A 17373-nucleotide genomic window follows, 5' to 3' on the forward strand; every position below is an offset into this window, starting at 1 on the left:
TCAGATGCGCCGGTCATAAATCAGGAAACTATGGGCTGGCCTGTCGCCCTCGGCCACATGGTCCTCCCGCGCCGTTTCCTGCCAGACGGCGGGATCGAGGGGCGGGAAATAGCTGTCACCCTCAGGCGTGAGTGTGACTTCGGTCACATAGAGCCGGTCGGTGAGGGGCAGGGCGAGGGCATAGATCTGCGCTCCGCCGATGATCATGATTTCATCCACGCCCCGCGCTTCGGCCGCGTTTTTGCCAGCGGCAATGGCGGCTTCGAGGCTTTGCGCCGTGCTGACGCCTTCGGCCTGCCAGTCGGCACTGCGGGTGATCACGATATTGTCGCGGCCGGGCAACGGGCGGCCGATGGACTGAAAGGTCTTGCGGCCCATGAGGACCGGCTTGCCCATGGTGACGGCGCGGAAATATTTGAGATCGGCCGGAAGATGCCAGGGCATCTTGTTATCGAGGCCGATGACCCGATTGCTGGCGACCGCGACGATGGCTGAGACCCTGATGCTATCAGCCATGGTCACACCGCAACCTTGGCTGGGATATGCGGGTGAAAATCATAGCCTTCGAGGCTGAAATCTTCAAAACGGAAGGCGAAAATATCCTGCACATCGGGGTTGATGCGCATGACCGGCAGCGGATAGGGCTCCCGGCTCAGCTGAAGTTTGGCTTGCTCCAGGTGATTGAGATAAAGATGCGCGTCGCCAAGAGTATGAATGAATTCCCCCGGTTTCAGCCCGGCCACCTGCGCCACCATCAGGGTCAACAGCGCATAGGACGCGATGTTAAAGGGCACCCCGAGGAAAATATCGGCGCTCCGCTGATAGAGCTGACAGCTCAGCTTGCCGTCGGCCACATAGAACTGAAACAGGCAATGGCAGGGCGGCAGGGCCATCTGGTCCACATCCGCCGGGTTCCAGGCGCTGACGATCAGCCGCCGCGAATCGGGGTTTTTCTTGAGCATGGCCATGAGATTGGCGATCTGATCGATGACCCGGCCGTCCGGTGCCGCCCAGGACCGCCATTGCTTGCCGTAAACGGGCCCAAGGTCGCCGTTTTCATCCGCCCATTCATTCCAGATCGAGACGCCATTGTCTTTGAGATAGCGGATATTGCTGTCGCCCTGCAGAAACCACAGCAATTCATGCACGATGGATTTGAGATGCAGTTTCTTGGTCGTGACCATGGGGAACCCGTCCGCGAGGTCAAAGCGCATCTGGTGGCCGAATACGCTGAGGGTACCCGTCCCCGTGCGGTCTTCCTTGCGGGCGCCGTGGTCGAGCACATGGCGCATCAGGTCAAGATATTGTTTCATGGATAAGCGCCCGGTACAGATGCTGTGGTTTCCACCAAGTCATACTCGATTCCCTCCGGATGAGGGAACCCCCCTTGCAACCTGGCTCGCGATCTTTATATTAGAAGGGTCAGCTTGCTGACTATGGCGATAAACTGTCTTACGTAATAGACGTAGCGGACCCGGGGGCGGTACCCGGCGCCTCCACCAAATCCCTCTCCCTTTACAGGGAATTGGGGGCTTTCATGGGGGCGAATTAGGCTCGACGTGCGTTAAAAGGTCTGACTTTTGCCCGGAAAGATACCACCGTGACGGATCAAAACTTGATAAATGCCAATGATAATGAATCTATGGCTCTTGCTGCGTAAAACACAGTAAGTGGGGTTCGAAGGGCACCTCGCAACAGAAGCCCTTCACTTTTCTCCCAATTTTTATCAATCAGCTTTCATCGACCATGGCTTGAAGCTGTGGGCGCGTGAGAATCATCACCGTCGCCCGGCTTGGCAGGCTCAGCAGCCCTTCGGCTTTAAAGCGCGAAAAGGTGCGGCTGACGGTTTCAATGGTGAGGCCGAGATAATCGGCGATGTCCTGCCGTGTCATCACAAGCTGAATGCTGCCGTCGTCCTTCTCCGGCAGTCGCAACAGGAAGGTGGCGAGCCGTTCGCTTGGCGTCTTGCGCCCGAGAAGCAGCATCTGGTCCTGGGCCAGGGTGAGTTCGCTGTTGGCACGCTCCAACAGCTCGGCGCGCATTTCTGGACTTTGCTCGAGGAATGCGGTGAAGCTGCGTTTTTCGAACTGGCACAGCACCGTGTCGCCCAGGGCCTCGGCCGCATAGGGGTAAGTGTCCCGGGTGGCGAGGCCGAGGAAATCGCCCGGATATAGAAATCCGATGATCTGGCGGCGGCCATTCGGCATCAGCTTCACGAGGCGCAGTGCGCCGGTGACCAGATTATAGAAAAACACGGCGGGATCGCCCTGGCTCACGACCGTTTCGCCGGTCTGGTGGCGTTTGTTGTGGGTGGCGCTCGCGAAGATTTCAAGCTCGCGTTCGCTCAACACACCGCAGACCGACTGCTCGCGAACGTCGCAATTTATGCATAAACGGGGTGGCGGTTGCGAAATCTGATTATGACAAACGGTGGAGTTGTCCATGATGTCCCTCAATACTTAGGAGGGAAACATAGCTCTAAAGTTTCATAGGGTCCATGGCGACGCATTAGGGGCTGGGTTAGATTTATTCATAGGTGGTTCAGGTCCTCGACCGTATAGTTGGCGGGAATTTGTCAGCGTTGCGAGAGGGATGGATTAATGCGTGCCATTGGTTTGGGGATTATGGCGATCGGGCTGTTGCTTGCGGGCTGTGCCGAACAGATCTCCTCCGATGTGACCCGCTTCAATCAGCTTACGCTTGCGCCGCAGGGCGAAACCGTGGCGGTGGTGGCTGCGGACAAGAATCTTGAAAAATCCATGGAATTTGGCCAATACGCGGCCCGTTTGCAGGAAAAGCTGATGGCTCAGGGCTACCGCATGCCTGTGGCCGGGACCCTGCCCGACATCATGGCCGAACTGGATTATGGGGTGACTCCAGGTCCGGCGGGCCTGCGTGACAGCCAGCGCAGCCCGGTTTCGGTCGGCGTCGGCATGTCGGGCGGCAGTGGCGGCTGGCATGGTGGTGGTGTGGGCGTCGGTGTTTCTACCGGCTTTGGATTGGGCGGCAGCAGCGATGGCGATGCTGTCTTTACCCGTCGGCTCGGGCTTGTGATGACGCGCACCCGCGACAATATGCGTGTGTTCGAGGGGCGCGTGGTCAGCACCGGCGGCACGGCTGATCTCGGGCAGGTGATGCCCTATCTGATGAACGCGCTTTTCACTGATTTCCCCGGCAAGAATGGCGAAACCCGCAAGATCGAACAGCCCCTGAAATCCGCGAACTGAGGGCCTTTAGGTGAGGGCGCTCTCTCTCGCTCTGGTGCTTGTTGGCGCGCTGGTCAGCGGGGCCATGGCGGCGGAGCCGATGATCTATTATCGCGGCAATTCGGGAGAACCTGACACCCTTGACCCGCAAAAGGTTTCGGGGACCTGGGAAGGCAGTATCGTTCGCGATCTTTTCCTCGGGCTCATGATCAACAATGCGCGTGGGGAGGCGGTGGCCGGTGCGGCGGAACGCTGGGACGTCAGCGCTGATGGCCGTGTCTATGTCTTCCATTTGCGCAAAGGTCTGGTCTGGTCCGACGGTGAACCGCTGACCGCCGATGATTTCGTGTTTTCGTTCCGTCGTCTCGCCGATCCGGCTACTGCGGCATCTTATGCGAGCAATATGTTCGTGTTCGAAAATGGCGAGGCCATCAATCAGGGCAAGCTCCCGAAGGAGCGGCTGGGGGTGCGTGCCCTTGATCCGCTGACCCTTGAACTCAGGCTCCATACCCCGGTGCCTTATCTTCTGGAAATGCTCACCCATGCGGCAAGCTATGCAGTGCCGCGTCATGTGGTTGAAAAGAAGGGAGCGCAATGGGTGCGTCCCGGCGTGATGGTCACGAGCGGGGCTTATACACTTGTGGAGTGGCGGCCCCATGACCGTATCCGTGCCGACAAGAACCCACGTTTTTACGATGCCGCCAATGTGGCAATCGATCAGGTTTTTTATTATCCGACCGAGGATGAGCAGACGGCGCTGAAGCAGTTCCGCGCCGGGGAGCTTGACAGCAATGACCAGTTTCCGGCGCGCCAGTATGGCTGGCTCAAAACCAATATGCCGCAGCAAATCCGGGTCGCGCCCTGGCTTGGACTGTATTATTACGCCTTCAATTCTGCACGGCCGCCCTTCACCGACAAGCGCGTGCGCCAGGCGTTGTCCATGAGCATCCCGCGTGAGGACATCACCGACAAGCTGTTGGCCTATGGTGTCATTCCGGCCTATTCCATCGTGCCGCCGGGCGTCGCTCATTACCCGGAAGCGGCGACGGCCCCGTTCAAAAGCTGGTCGCGGGAAAAGCGGCTCAGCACCGCGCGGGCCTTATTGCGGGAGGCGGGTTATGGCCCCGATCATCCGCTTGAGGTGACGATCAGCTATAACAGCAACAAGGATCATAAAAAGATCGCGCTCGCTGTGGCCTACGGCTGGAAGCAGATCGGCGTCACCGCCCGGCTTTTCAATGTCGAGGCCAAGGTGCATTACAACAACCTCAAAATCGCCGATTTCGAGGTCGCACGGGCGGCCTGGATCGCCGATTACAATGATCCGGAAAATTTCCTGTTCCTGCTCGACAGCCATACCGGGCAGTTGAACTATGGGCAGTATGACAATCCGCGCTACGACGCCCTGATGGCCAAAGCCGCCCGCACGCTCGATCTTGATGCCCGGGCAAAAATTCTGCATGAGGCCGAAGCCATGGCCCTCGGCGACATGCCGATCGCGCCGATTTATTTCTATGTCTCACGCAATCTGGTGCAGACCTGGGTCAAGGGCTGGGAAGACAATATCATGGACGCCCACCCAACCAGATACTTGAAGATCGAAGGCCGCCCGTCGATGCGGCGGTGATGTTGGTGGGAGGCTCAGCCCTTTGGCCCGCAAGACTGGATTGCTTCGGCTCCGCCTCGCAATGACGGTTGTTTTTTCGTGTCATTGCCGGGCTTGACCCGGCAATCCATGTGGCAACCAGTACGGCAACGCCGAATGGATTACCGGGTCAAGCCCGGTAATGACAAAAAAGAACACCGTCATTGCGAGGCGGAGCCGAAGCAATCCAGGCGGCGGCGCGGCCAGCCGGACACAGCCACAACACGGATTAAATCCCCGGGTCGTCGAAAAGCGGCGTTTCGCGTTCGATTTTGACGCGGGTGATTTTATGGCCGTCGGCTTCGGCGACGGTGAATTTGTAGCCGTGGCGGGTGAGGCTTTCTCCGGCGGTGGCGAGGTGGCCGAGTTCCCATATGATGAAACCGGCGAGCGTCGTGTAATCCTCCTCATGAGGATCGAGGTCGGTGTCGAGCATGCGGCTGACCCGGCGGATGTCCATGTCGCCATCCATCATCCAGGAGCCGTCCGGCAGTTCATCGGCGCGGCTGGCTTCTTCGCCTTCTTCAACCAGTTCCCCGGCGACGGCGGAGAGAATGTCGGTGGGTGACACAACGCCTTCGACGCTGCCATGTTCGTCAACGACGATGGCAAGATGAATGGGCGAGTTGCGCAGCATCTCAAGCACGCGGAGCGCCTTGGCGCTTTCATGGACGACCAGCGGTTCGCGGGCAATGGCGACAAGATCCAGCACGCCGTCACCGAGGAGGGGGCCATAAATATCCTTGGCCTGGGCGACGCCGATCAGATTGCCGAGATCGCCGCGGGCAATGGGATAGCGGGTATGGCCGCTTGCAAGAATGCGGGCGCGAATCTCGTCGAGGGAGGCATCGGCATCAAGCCAGTCCACTTCACGGCGCGGCGTCATCAGGGAGCGCACCGGACGCTCGGCAAGCTCAAGCACGCCTTCGATCATTTCCCGTTCCACAGGGGCGAATACCGGCGCGTCCGAGGCGGCGTTGGCCAGCGACATGACGTCGTCCTGCTGTTCGTCGTCACGCCCGGCCTTGCCACCGAGAAGTCGCAGCACAGTATCCGCCGTGCGCTCACGCAGATCGCGTTTGGCGGTCATGTGGCGACGTTTGTTGCGACGGGCGATCTGATTGAACGCCTCAATCAGAACCGCAAAGCCGATGGCGGCATAGAGATAGCCCTTGGGGATGTAAAAGCCGAAGCCTTCCACCACCAGGCTGAAGCCGATCATCAGCAGGAACGCGAGACAGAGAATAATTACCGTCGGATGACGGATGATAAAGACCGTGAGCGGTTTGCTGGCCAGCAGCATGATGCCGATGGCGACAATCACCGCGAGCATCATCACTTCAAGATGGGTCACCATGCCGACGGCGGTGATGACGGCATCAAGCGAAAAAATTGCGTCAAGCACGACGATCTGGGCCACCACCGGCCAGAAGGCGGCGGTTCCGCGCGGGCCGCGCCGATCTTTGAGCGACCCTTCGAGCCGTTCATGCAGCTCGCTTGTGCCCTTGAATAGGAGGAATAGGCCGCCGACGGTCAGGATCACGTCCCGGCCCGAAAAATCGATATGAAAGGCGGTGAACAGCGGATGTGTGAGACTGACGATCCAGGACAGGCTGGCGAGCAGCGCAAGTCGCATGAGCAGGGCCAGCAAAAGCCCAATCACGCGGGCCCGGTCACGCAAATGGACCGGAAGCTTGCCCGCAAGAATGGCGATGAAGACCAGATTATCAATGCCAAGGACCAGTTCAAGCGCAATCAGCGCGAAAAAGCCGGCAAGGAGCGTGGGATCGTAAATCCACTCAAACATCGAATTTTTATGGGTCCTTAGAGAACCTTGATGAGTTCCATTTCAAACACGAGCGTCGAGCCCGGCTTGATGATGGCGCCAGCGCCGTGGTCGCCATAAGCGAGGTTGGCCGGAATGGTCAAACGCCATTTGGCGCCTTCCTGCATGAGCGGCAGAGCTTCCTGCCAGCCCTTGATCAGGCGATTGACCTGAAATTCAGCCGGAGCGCCGCGCGAATAGGAGCTGTCGAATTCGGTGCCGTCGATGAGCGTGCCCTTGTAATGCACGCGCACGGTGTCGGTCGGCTTCGGATGCTTGCCGGTTCCGGCGGTCAGCACTTCATACTGAAGACCGCTCGGAAGCGTGGTGACGCCAGCCTTGGCTTTGTTGTCGTCGAGATATTTCTGGTTCATGGCACGGTCCTTTTCCATGGCTTTGACAAAAACTTGCTGACGAGCGTTATAGTCTGCCGCAGTCTCTACCTTCAAGAGGGCAATCTGGAAGATTAGAGTTTCATTGGGCCCGATGACATCGCCAAAGCCCTCTTCGCCAAAGGCGAGGGCGCCCGGAACGCTGACCGACCATTCCGATCCTTCGTTCATGAGCGGCAGAACTTCCTGCCAGCCCGGCATGGTGTTGGAGACGAGCAGCGTCTGGGCATCCCCAACATTGCGGCTGTCCTGCAGCAGTTCGCCGCTGGTGCGCAACACGCGGAAATGCACGGTCACATAATCTTCGGCGGTCGGACGCGGGCCGTGGCCGGCTGTCTCGACACGATAGGTCACGCCACTCGGCAGTTTGGCTTCGGTGCCGACGGCTTCACCCGGGGGAGTGGTTTTGGTTGCCGGGTGATCGGTCGGCGCCTCGGTACTGGATGGCGGAGTTTTGTCGTCGGATGCGGTGGATGAGGATTTCTCATCGCCGCACCCGGAAAGGCTTGCGGCCATCAAGGCCATGGCAAGGAACAAGGACGAACGCTTCATCTAGGGCACTTTCTCTGGTTCAGCTTGGGCTCTCATTCAGCCGGGGCCCTGAGTTACCGGAGCCCGCCGAAACGATCAGCGTAATAGAATGCCGCCTCGGGCAAGGGGCCGTCAGCGGTTTCAACTTCGGCCATGATATAGGCTTCCGCCTGAGCCTCAAGAGCGCGATAGAGATTTCGTGTCAGAAGTCTGGCTGCGGTGCCCTCCCACTCGGGGCTGTGGAGGGCGGCGGGTAGTTGCGGATCGCGCAATGTGATGCGCCGATACTCGTGAATGAGGGCCGTGCGGGCGACAAAGGCGTGCTCAGGGCTGATGCCGGACTCGCTGCGCAGGACCTGCCAAAGCGGGCGGAAAAGATCGAGAAACTCCCGGTAATCGGTGGCCAGCCGGTCGAGATCCCAGCAGCGATGGACAAAGGCCGCGGCCGAACCGTCATGGTTCGACGGGTTCGTGAGGTCAAGCCGGGCGCTCATGACCACGGTGCGGTCGCTGATGCCGAGGCCGTCGATCAGACGGCGGATTTCGGTCGCGGGCAGGGCCGTATGGGCAAAGACCGAGGGGGCGGCCATGCCGAACCCGGCCCAGCTCAGTTCCTGGCGCACCCGGTCGCGGGTTTCGGCGTCCAGCCCGGCCGGGTCCACGAGGGCGAGGGACCAGCTGCCGTCCCAGGCCTGCGGGCTGCTTTCATAGACGCGGTGAAAGGCCTGTTCGAAGCGGCGGAGGCCGCTTGCGGTCAGGGAATAATAGCTGCGACGGCCGATCTGGGTCGCCGACAGCCAGTCTTCCTTGGTCAGGCGGAAGGTGGCGGTGCGCACCAGCCGTTCATTGACCCCGAACGGAGCAAGGAGGGTGATAAGCGAGCCGATCCAGAAACTGCCGCCATGAGGGGCGATTGCGTCGCCCAGAATAGTCACGATAAGGGACGGCGCGCGCAGGGTGCAACGGGGCAGGAGGGCGGCGATTGCCGTCTCGATCTTGGTTGCGTCCGCCATGCTAGCCCTTGTGGTTGAGGTTGGAGTCGCTCTCCATAGCACTATCACTGTTCGTGAGAGAAGATGTAGCCTGCGGAGAGACTGGATTGCCGCGCCCCTTGCGGGGCTCGCAATGACTGGTAAGTCGTCATTGCGAGGAGGCGGAGCCGACGAAGCAATCCAGGTCTACGGTCCCTCAGTCCTTACGGCGACGGTCGACGATGCGTTGGGCCTTGCCTTCGGAGCGGCTGACGCTGCCGGTGATCTGGACGTCGACCTTGGTTGAAATGCCGATATAGGTCTTGATCGCCTGTTGGAGGCTTTTGGCGCACTGGCTGCGGACGGTTGCGTCGCAGGCGTCCGGGCGCGCTTCGGTCACCACCGAGAGGCTATCCATATGGCCGTCGCGGTCGAGGTAAAGCATGTAATGCGGGGCCAGCCGCGCATCCTTCAAGATCAGTTCCTCGATCTGCGAGGGGAACACATTGACGCCGCGAATGATCATCATGTCGTCCGAGCGGCCGACGATCTTGTCCATGCGCCGCATGGTCCGCGCCGTGCCGGGCAGCAACCGGGTCAGGTCGCGGGTGCGGTAGCGCACAACGGGCATGCCGACCTTGGTCAGCGTCGTGAACACCAGTTCGCCAAGCTCGCCATCGGGCAGCACGTTGCCGGTCACGGGGTCGATGATTTCGGGATAGAAATGATCTTCCCAGATATGCGGGCCGTCCTTGGTTTCAATGCATTCGCTGGCGACGCCGGGGCCCATGACTTCAGACAGGCCATAGATATCGACGGCGTTGATGCCGAAGGTGGCCTCGATCTCGGCGCGCATGGCTCCGGTCCAGGGTTCGGCCCCGAAAATGCCGGTCTTGAGCGAACAGCTGCGGGGGTCGATGCCCTGACGGCGGAATTCATCGGCCAGATGCAGCATATAGGACGGCGTGCACATGATGATGGTGGGCTTGAAGTCCTGAATAAGCTGGACCTGCTTTTCAGTCTGGCCGCCGGACATGGGGATCACTGCCGCGCCGAGCTTTTCCGCCCCGTAATGCGCGCCGAGCCCGCCCGTGAACAGGCCATAGCCATAGCCCACGTGAATGATGTCGTGCTTGCTGCCGCCCGCCGCGCGGATGGAGCGCGCCACCATCTGAGCCCAGATGTCGATATCACCGGCGGTATAGCCGACAACAGTCGGACGCCCGGTGGTGCCGGAGGAGGCATGAATGCGGACAATGTCGTCCATCGGCACGGCGAACATTCCGTAGGGGTAGTTCTGCCGGAGCACCTCCTTCGTGGTGAAGGGAAAGCGCGCGAGATCGCTTAAAGATGTGACATCGCCCGGATGAGCCCCGATGGCGTCGAACGCCGCTTTGTAGTGGGGCACATTGTCATAGGCGTGTTGCAGCGACCATTGCAGTCTTTTGAGCTGCAAAGCGGTGAGCTCGTCACGGCTCGCGGTTTCGATGGGGTCAAGCGCAGTCAATGTCGTGGTGGTCATTGTTTTCCCAAGCCTTTGTGTGGTGGTTGGGGGGCCTGTTTATTGTTGCGGGGCCTTTTGACCCTCGTCGTCACATAAAGAATAAACCGGGGGCACCGAAGCGCCCCCGTATTTGTCACACGCGTTCGATGATCATGGCGATGCCCTGACCGACGCCGATGCACATGGTGCAGAGGGCATAACGGCCTTTGCGTTCCTGCAATTCATAGGCGGCCGAGGCAACGATGCGGGCCCCGCTCATGCCAAGCGGATGACCGAGCGCGATGGCCCCGCCGTTCGGGTTGATGAAGTCAGCGTCATCCGGCAGGCCGAGCGTGCGCAGAACCGCAAGTCCCTGGGCAGCAAAGGCTTCGTTCAGTTCGATCACATCCATCTGGGCGAGGCTGAGTCCGGTCTGGGCCAGAACCTTTTGCGTGGCCGGGACCGGGCCGATGCCCATGACGCGTGGCTCGACGCCGGCGGTGGCCATGCCGACGATGCGGGCGATGGGGGTCAAGCCATTGGCCTTGGCGCCAGCTTCGGAGGCGAGAATGGTAGCGATGGCGCCATCATTGACGCCGGACGCATTGCCCGCCGTGACCGATCCGCCGACGCGGAAGGGGGTACCGAGCTTGGCCAGTGCCTCGATCGTCGTGCCAGCACGCGGGTGTTCGTCCTTGGCGACGATGATGGGGTCGCCCTTGCGTTGCGGGATCACGACGGGCGTGATCTCGCGATCAAAGCGGCCGCGCAGCTGTGCGGCTACGGCGCGGTCCTGACTGCGGACGGCGAAGGCGTCCTGATCGGCGCGGGAGACCTGATAATCGGCGGCAACGTTCTCGGCCGTTTCCGGCATCGAATCAATGCCATATTGCTTTTCAAGCAGCTTGTTGACAAAGCGCCAGCCGATGGTGGTGTCATAAACCTGGGCGTCGCGGGAAAAGGCGCTGGTGGCCTTGCCCATGACGAAAGGGGCGCGGCTCATGCTTTCGACGCCGCCCGCGATCATCAGATTGGCTTCGCCAGCCTTGATGGCGCGCGCGGCCATACCGATCGCATCCATGCCCGACCCGCACAGGCGGTTGACGGTGGTGCCCGGCACTGTGACCGGCAGACCGGCCAACAGCACGGCCATGCGGGCTACGTTGCGGTTGTCTTCGCCAGCCTGATTGGCGCAGCCATAGATCACATCGTCGATCAGGGCCGGGTCGATCTTGTTGCGGGCGAGCAGTTCTTTCAGCGGATAGGCGGCGAGATCGTCCGTCCGCACGCTCGACAGCGCGCCAGCATAGCGGCCGATGGGAGTACGGGTTGCGTCGCAGAGAAAGGCGTCAGCCATGGATCAGTCCTCAATCACGGGTTTTCTGAGCGATGCCGACCGGCCGCGAAAGGTCGCGATGGCAACGCCGTCCTGGTTCGTGACCAGTATGTCATAAACGCCCTGACGCCCGGCGCGGGCAGTCTCAGTGGCGGTGGCGGTCAGGAGGTCGCCCTGCCGTCCGGGGGCAAGATATTCGATGTTGCAGCCCGCCGCCACTGTGGCGTCATTGCGCGAGTTGCAGGCATAGGCAAAGGCCGTGTCGGCAAGCGCGAAAATGAACCCGCCGTGGCAGCTCGCATGGCCATTCAGCATATGGGGCGCGACGGTCATGGTGAGGGTCGCGGTGCCGACGCCGACAGCCTTGATCTCGACGCCGAGATGCTGGGCGGCGACATCGCGTTCAAACATGGCGGCGGCGACTTTTCTGGCGAGTTCGGGCATGCTTAGCGTCCCTTGAACACTGGCTTGCGCTTTTCGAGGAAGGCGGCGACGCCCTCCTTATAATCTGCGCTGTTGCCGAGGTCGCGCTGAAGATCGCGTTCCATCGTCAATTGGTCGGTAAAGCTGTTGTCGAGCGAAGCATGGAAGGCCTTTTTGATGGCGGCAAGGCCCTTGGTCGGCGCGACCGCAAGCTTGCGGGCCATGGCCATGACGGTGGTTTGCAGCTCCGCATCCTCGACCGCAGCCCAGATGAGACCCCAGTCGGCGGCCTTCTCAGCCGGGAGTTTGTCACCCAGGAGGGCAAGCCCCATGGCGCGCGGCAGGCCGAGCATGCGCGGCAGGGCGTAAGTGCCGCCCGAATCCGGCACCAGGCCGATATTGCAGAAGGGCTGGATGAAATTCGCCGATTTGGCGGCTAGGACGATATCGCAGGCCAGGGCGATATTGGCCCCGGCACCGGCGGCGACGCCATTGACGGCGCAGAGCACCGGCATGGCGAGGTTGCGCAGCCGGACGACCAGCGGATTGTAATAGGTTTCAACCGAATGACCGAGGTCGACGGCATTAGCGCCCGGCTTGACCGCCCGGTCGCTCAGATCCTGGCCGGCGCAGAAGCCACGGCCGGCGCCGGTGAGCACCAGAACGCGCACGCTCGGGTCATTTTCGACACGGTCGAGAGCAGTTTTAACTTCCCCATGCATCACGACAGTGAAACTATTGAGGCTGTCGGGCCGGTTGAGGGTCAGCACGGCAACGCCTTCGCTGATCTCTAGCTGGATCGCCGTAAAATCGCCGCTGGACATGCTTGGTCTCACCCTCCATCACGCTTCGCTATGTCATGTTATGTTACACAGATGGACAGTATTGTCAAAAAAGAGTATCAAAATATCGAGCCACATCGGAAGCCCATATTCTTCCTGACATTCCTAAGGTAACGCCGGGCTTGAGGTCTGCCTTTAGGATCACAATATTATACTTTTCCAGCATGGGAGCAGCAGAGGTATGACTAATAACTTCTTTGAGCGCCACAAGGCCACGCTAGAGCGCGCCGTCGAGGCTGCCAAGACCCGCGGTTATTGGACCCCCTATAACGAAAACGCGAAAAGCTACCCCGAAACGGCCGCGCCCGAAGGCGACGCCGCCTTCAAAGCCCGCCTGAATAAGAAGTTCGAATTGAATCAGCCAGGTGAAGAAGGCTGGGTCGGGGCCGAGCGCTCACCCTGGGGCTTTGATCTTGGGGTTCAGTATCCGAAAACCAATGTCGACCAGCTGATCGCCGCCGTTGAAAAAACCATTCCCGAATGGCGCAAGGCCGGAGTCGAAGGCCGGGTCGGCGTTTGTCTTGAAATTCTCGATCGGTTGAACAAACGCAGCTATGAAATCGCCCATGCGGTGTCGAACACCAGCGGGCAGGGCTTCATGATGGCGTTTCAGGCCGGTGGCCCGCATGCCCAGGATCGTGGTCTTGAGGCCGTGACCTATGCCTATATGGAAATGGCCCGCACGCCGGGTCAGGCCTATTGGGAAAAGCCGCAGGGCAAGTTCGATCCGCTGAAGATGGACAAGACCTTCCATGTGACCGGGCGCGGCATTGCGCTGGTGATCGGTTGTGGGACGTTCCCGACCTGGAACACCTATCCCGGCCTGTTCGCGAGCCTTGCCACCGGCAATCCGGTGATTGTGAAGCCGCATCCGCGTTCGATCCTGCCCGCCGCCATCTCGGTCGAAATCGCCCGCGATGTGCTGCGTGAGGCTGGGTTCGATCCGAATATCGTGACGCTTGTGGCTGATAGCGCCGACGCTCCGGTGACCAAGGATCTGGCTCTTCATCCGGAGGTCAAGGTCATTGATTTTACCGGCTCGACCCAGTTCGGTGACTGGCTTGAACAGAACGCCCGGCAGGCGCTGGTTTACACCGAAAAGGCCGGGGTCAATTGCGTGGTCATCGACAGCACCGACGATTTCGCCGGGATGATTCGCAACCTGACCATGACCATTTGCCTTTATTCTGGTCAGATGTGCACCACGCCGCAGAATTTCTTCGTGCCGAAGGACGGAATTCTCGTCGCCGGCGAGCGCAAGTCGTTTGACGAAGTGGCTCAGGCGCTGGCGGATGCGGTGGCCAAGATGACTGGTGACGCCGACAAGGCCATGCATTTGCTGGGTGGCATCCAGACCCCGGACACGGTGGCGCGGATCGATCAGGCGGCCGGGCTTGCGCCCGTCGTGCTGGCGTCACAGACCCTGACCCCTGCGAGCGCGCCGGATGCCGTTATCCGTACGCCGCTCATCATGAAGGCGACCTCGAAACAGAGCGACCTGTGGGGCCATGAGTTGTTCGGGCCGATCTATTTCCTGATCGCCACCGAAAACACGGCTGAAAGCATCGCCATCGTCAAAAACCTTGTGAAGACCAAGGGCGCGATCACGAGCGGCATCTATGCCACCGATGAAACCATCGTCGACGCCATGGAAGACGCCATGGTCGAAGCTGGCGTGGCGCTGTCAGTCAATCTCCATGGCGGGGTGTTCGTGAACCAGACTGCGGCGTTCAGCGACTATCACGCTACGGGTGCGAATCCGGCGGCGAATGCCTGTCTGGCTGACGCGGCCTTTGTGGCGAACCGATTCCGGATTGTGCAGAGCCGTCGTCACACGGCAGCCTAAGGCTGGATTGCTTCGCCTAAAGGCTCGCAATGACGTTATACGCTGTCATTGCGAGGCAAAGCCGAAGCAATCCAGTGGTGACCACCTCAAGGGTTGCTTCCATGAACATCGTCATCCCCGCATTCGCGGGGATGACTCTTTTCAGACCCGGTGGGAAACGCTATAACGGGTCAATTGTTTTAAGCTTCAAATAATCGGAGACCAGGCATGGAGCGGATCGGAATCCTTGGGGCAGGGGCCATGGGCCGGGGCATTGCCCAGATTGCAGCGGCGGCGGGTTATCCGGTGATCATCGCCGACGCCAACCCGAAAGCGGCGGAAGACGCGCTCGGCTTCATTTCCGATCTGTTGAAACGCGCGGCTGACAAAGGCCGCATGACGGCGGAGGCGGCGGACGCGGCGATCAAAAACATCACCGTGGCTCAGGGTGTCGCCGCGTTCAAGGATTGCACGCTGGTGGTCGAGGCCATCATCGAGCGGCTCGATATCAAGCGTCAGGTGTTTGCTGAACTTGAGGGGATCGTGAGCGCCGATTGCATCCTGGCTTCGAACACCTCGTCTCTGTCGGTGACCTCCATCGCGGCGGGCGCGAAGCTGCCGGGGCGTATTGCCGGATATCATTTCTTCAATCCCGTGCCGCTGATGAAGGTCGTCGAGGTGGTCAAGGCCACGCTGACCGAGGATTGGGTGGTTGACCGTCTGGTGACACTGTCGAAAGCCGTCGGGCACAAGCCGGTGGTGACAGCGGACACGCCGGGCTTCATCGTCAATCACGCCGGGCGCGCGTTCGGCACCGAGGGTTTGCGAATCTTGGGCGAAGGCATCGCCGCCACCCATGACATTGACGATGTCATGCGTGAAGGCGCGGGCTTCCGCATGGGGCCGTTCGAGCTGATGGATCTGACCGGGCTCGATGTGTCGCAGACGGTGATGGAAAGCGTTTATCGCCAGTTCTATGACGATCCGAAATACCGTCCGAGCGCCTTGGCCGCGAACCAGATGGCAGCCGGGTTGTATGGCCGCAAGACCAAACGCGGGTTCTATGTATATGAGAACGGCGAACAGCAACGCCCGGCGCCGCGTCCGGTGCCGACTGAATTGCCGAAAACCGTTTGGGCCGAAGGGGCCGATGAAAAATTCCGTGTGCTTCTTGGTGAGTTGGCGGCGAAGGCTGGCGTGACCGTTGAAAGCGGTGCGAAGCCGTCGGCTACGGCCATCGCCTTTGTCACGCCGGTCGGTCAGGACGCGACCACCAGCGCGGCCGAGCTTGGCCTTGATGCCACCCGTGTGGTGGCGGTCGACGCGCTGTTTGGACTTGCGACCCGCCGCACCCTGATGACCACACCGGTCACCGATCCGGCGCTGCGCGATCAGGCCCATGCGCTTCTGGCGTCGGACGGGGTGGCAGTCACGGTCATTCACGACAGCCCGGGCTTCATCGCCCAGCGCATCGTCGCCATGATTGTGAATATAGCGAGCGACATCGCGCAGCAGCGCATCGCCACGCCCGCCGATATCGAAACGGCGGTCAAGCTTGGGTTGGGCTACCCGAAAGGGCCGCTTGAGTTCGGCGATCATCTTGGGGCGGCGACGGTGCAGCGCATCCTTGATGCCATGTTTGCGTTCTACGGGGATCCGCGTTACCGTTCTAGCCCCTGGCTTAAGCGCCGGGCAATGTTGGGCGTTTCCTTGATGACAGCTGAGGGATAAACCGATGACGACTGCGGATGATCTTCTTGGAGCCTGGGAGCTTCGATCCTGGATCGTCCGCACGCCGGAGACCGGGGAGGCTGTCTATCCTTTAGGCGAAGACGCGCGCGGCCGCATTCATTATGCGGCCGACGGCTATATGACGGCGTCCATCGCGCGCCCCGGCCGTGCCGTGCCCATGAACGCCGAAGACGCCCGGCGTATTCTCAGGAACTACATGCATTACACCGGCCGCTGGAGCTTTGCCGACAATGTGGTCACCCATGAGGTCGATTACGCTGTTGATCCGGCATTGGTCGGCCGCAAGCTCGCACGGAAGGTGCAGTTGTCGGGCAATCACCTGACCCTGAGCGGCGAGGATGTGAGCCCGCGTGATGGCCGCCATTTGCTCCATGTTCTGGAATGGCGGCGGGCGCAGACATAACTATTCTTTCTACTGTGATGACGAACGCTGCCGTTTGAGATGATATGGGAGAGTCCTATGCTCGAACTTGCTGTGGCTTCTCTGCTGTTTCTTGGCATTCATGTGGCGAGCTCCACGGGGCTTCGGGCCCGGATGGTGCGTGTTCTGGGCGAAAACGGGTTCCGTGGGCTGTTCTCGATTTTGTCGATCGGGGCCATTTTCTGGATGGTGCAGGCCTATAATCGGGCCCCGGTTCTGGAATCTTTCTGGAGCTTCGGTCTCTGGGCCCGTCTGCTTGCGCTGGCTGTCATGGTGATCGCGTTTTTTCTGGTGCTGTGCGGTTTGAGCGTCCCCAATCCGACGACTGCCGGATTTGAAAAGGCGATGGCCGCGCCCGAACCCGCGCGAGGAATTTTGCGCATAACGCGGCATCCATTCTTATGGGGCGTGGGCCTGTGGGCGCTGGTTCATCTTTTGAATAACGGCGATCCGGCGTCGGTGATTTTTTTCGGCAGTCTCGCTTTGCTGTCGTTTGGCGGTACGCTGTTGGTGGATCGTAAAAAGCGTCGGACTTTTGGGGAGGACTGGCATAAATTTGCCGATGTGACGTCGAACTTGCCCTTCGCCGCGATTCTGGCCGGGCGTAATCATATGTCGTTTTCTGAAATCGGTTGGTGGCGTCTGCTGCTGTCGGTTGTTTTGTTTGTCGCGATGCTGTCCGTGCATGCCCGTTTGTTTGGCGTGACGCCCTTACCTTGAG

General features: G+C 60.4%; 16 protein-coding genes, 1 other RNA gene and 1 pseudogene. 7 read left to right on the forward strand and 11 right to left on the reverse strand.

Annotated elements, in window-relative coordinates:
• Together NYP16_RS05475 and NYP16_RS05480 are read right to left on the reverse strand one after the other, a co-directional pair.
• Window positions 1-516 (reverse strand): dihydrofolate reductase, encoded by a 516-nt coding sequence (locus tag NYP16_RS05475; RefSeq protein WP_274943114.1) that lies wholly within the window; start codon window positions 514-516, stop codon window positions 1-3.
• Window positions 517-518: 2 nt separating this feature from the next.
• Window positions 519-1313 carry a thymidylate synthase gene (locus NYP16_RS05480; protein ID WP_274943115.1) on the reverse strand — a complete coding sequence of 265 codons (795 nt, stop codon included), beginning with the start codon at window positions 1311-1313 and terminating at the stop codon, window positions 519-521.
• A gap of 70 nt (window positions 1314-1383) precedes the next feature.
• On the opposite strand from NYP16_RS05480, the gene ssrA reads away from it, so the two are divergent.
• Window positions 1384-1710, forward strand: a transfer-messenger RNA (tmRNA) gene (gene ssrA, locus NYP16_RS05485).
• A gap of 20 nt (window positions 1711-1730) precedes the next feature.
• On the opposite strand, the gene NYP16_RS05490 is transcribed toward ssrA, so the two are convergent.
• Window positions 1731-2444, reverse strand: a complete 714-nt coding sequence (locus tag NYP16_RS05490; protein ID WP_274943116.1) for a Crp/Fnr family transcriptional regulator — start codon at window positions 2442-2444, stop codon at window positions 1731-1733.
• A gap of 156 nt (window positions 2445-2600) precedes the next feature.
• Here NYP16_RS05490 and NYP16_RS05495 point away from each other — a divergent pair, with 156 nt between their 5' ends.
• Window positions 2601-3227 carry a DUF4136 domain-containing protein gene (locus NYP16_RS05495; RefSeq protein ID WP_274943117.1) on the forward strand — a complete coding sequence of 209 codons (627 nt, stop codon included), beginning with the start codon at window positions 2601-2603 and terminating at the stop codon, window positions 3225-3227.
• Window positions 3228-3237: 10 nt separating this feature from the next.
• The gene (locus NYP16_RS05500; RefSeq protein ID WP_274943118.1) at window positions 3238-4833 is read left to right on the forward strand and encodes a peptide ABC transporter substrate-binding protein; all 1596 of its coding nucleotides are present in this window, start codon (window positions 3238-3240) and stop codon (window positions 4831-4833) included.
• Window positions 4834-5080: 247 nt separating this feature from the next.
• On the opposite strand, the gene NYP16_RS05505 is transcribed toward NYP16_RS05500, so the two are convergent.
• From NYP16_RS05505 to paaG, 8 genes and pseudogenes are all read right to left on the reverse strand, one after another.
• Window positions 5081-6658 carry a TerC family protein gene (locus NYP16_RS05505; RefSeq protein ID WP_274943119.1) on the reverse strand — a complete coding sequence of 526 codons (1578 nt, stop codon included), beginning with the start codon at window positions 6656-6658 and terminating at the stop codon, window positions 5081-5083.
• Between the two features lie 17 nt (window positions 6659-6675).
• The gene (locus NYP16_RS05510; RefSeq protein ID WP_274943570.1) at window positions 6676-7125 is read right to left on the reverse strand and encodes an FKBP-type peptidyl-prolyl cis-trans isomerase; all 450 of its coding nucleotides are present in this window, start codon (window positions 7123-7125) and stop codon (window positions 6676-6678) included.
• A 9-nt stretch (window positions 7126-7134) separates the two neighbouring features.
• A pseudogene (locus NYP16_RS05515) lies at window positions 7135-7620 on the reverse strand (FKBP-type peptidyl-prolyl cis-trans isomerase); the annotation flags it as partial.
• 53 nt (window positions 7621-7673) lie between these two features.
• Window positions 7674-8612 carry a phenylacetic acid degradation operon negative regulatory protein PaaX gene (gene paaX / locus NYP16_RS05520; RefSeq protein ID WP_274943120.1) on the reverse strand — a complete coding sequence of 313 codons (939 nt, stop codon included), beginning with the start codon at window positions 8610-8612 and terminating at the stop codon, window positions 7674-7676.
• Window positions 8613-8787: 175 nt separating this feature from the next.
• Window positions 8788-10092: a phenylacetate--CoA ligase PaaK gene (gene paaK, locus NYP16_RS05525; protein WP_274943121.1), complete on the reverse strand. Its 1305-nt coding sequence runs from the start codon at window positions 10090-10092 to the stop codon at window positions 8788-8790.
• 115 nt (window positions 10093-10207) lie between these two features.
• Window positions 10208-11410, reverse strand: a complete 1203-nt coding sequence (pcaF, locus tag NYP16_RS05530) for a 3-oxoadipyl-CoA thiolase (protein ID WP_274943122.1) — start codon at window positions 11408-11410, stop codon at window positions 10208-10210.
• 3 nt (window positions 11411-11413) lie between these two features.
• On the reverse strand, window positions 11414-11833 hold the full coding sequence (paaI, locus tag NYP16_RS05535) for a hydroxyphenylacetyl-CoA thioesterase PaaI (protein WP_274943123.1): 420 nt from the start codon (window positions 11831-11833) through the stop codon (window positions 11414-11416).
• A 2-nt stretch (window positions 11834-11835) separates the two neighbouring features.
• Entirely contained in the window at window positions 11836-12636 is an 801-nt protein-coding gene (paaG, locus tag NYP16_RS05540) for a 2-(1,2-epoxy-1,2-dihydrophenyl)acetyl-CoA isomerase PaaG (RefSeq protein ID WP_274943124.1), read from the reverse strand.
• Window positions 12637-12835: 199 nt separating this feature from the next.
• On the opposite strand from paaG, the gene paaN reads away from it, so the two are divergent.
• The 4 genes from paaN to NYP16_RS05560 all read left to right on the forward strand — a co-directional run bounded on the left by paaN (window position 12836) and on the right by NYP16_RS05560 (window position 17372).
• Window positions 12836-14500 (forward strand): phenylacetic acid degradation protein PaaN, encoded by a 1665-nt coding sequence (gene paaN / locus NYP16_RS05545; protein WP_274943125.1) that lies wholly within the window; start codon window positions 12836-12838, stop codon window positions 14498-14500.
• A 207-nt stretch (window positions 14501-14707) separates the two neighbouring features.
• On the forward strand, window positions 14708-16210 hold the full coding sequence (locus NYP16_RS05550) for a 3-hydroxyacyl-CoA dehydrogenase (RefSeq protein WP_274943126.1): 1503 nt from the start codon (window positions 14708-14710) through the stop codon (window positions 16208-16210).
• A 4-nt stretch (window positions 16211-16214) separates the two neighbouring features.
• The gene (locus NYP16_RS05555; protein ID WP_274943127.1) at window positions 16215-16634 is read left to right on the forward strand and encodes a lipocalin-like domain-containing protein; all 420 of its coding nucleotides are present in this window, start codon (window positions 16215-16217) and stop codon (window positions 16632-16634) included.
• Between the two features lie 57 nt (window positions 16635-16691).
• Window positions 16692-17372, forward strand: a complete 681-nt coding sequence (locus tag NYP16_RS05560) for an NnrU family protein (protein ID WP_274943128.1) — start codon at window positions 16692-16694, stop codon at window positions 17370-17372.
• The last annotated feature ends 1 nt before the right edge of the window (window position 17373 follow it).

The sequence above is a fragment of the Govania unica genome, from assembly GCF_027920805.1.
In the GTDB taxonomy this organism is placed as follows: Bacteria; Pseudomonadota; Alphaproteobacteria; order Sphingomonadales; family Govanellaceae; genus Govanella; species Govanella unica.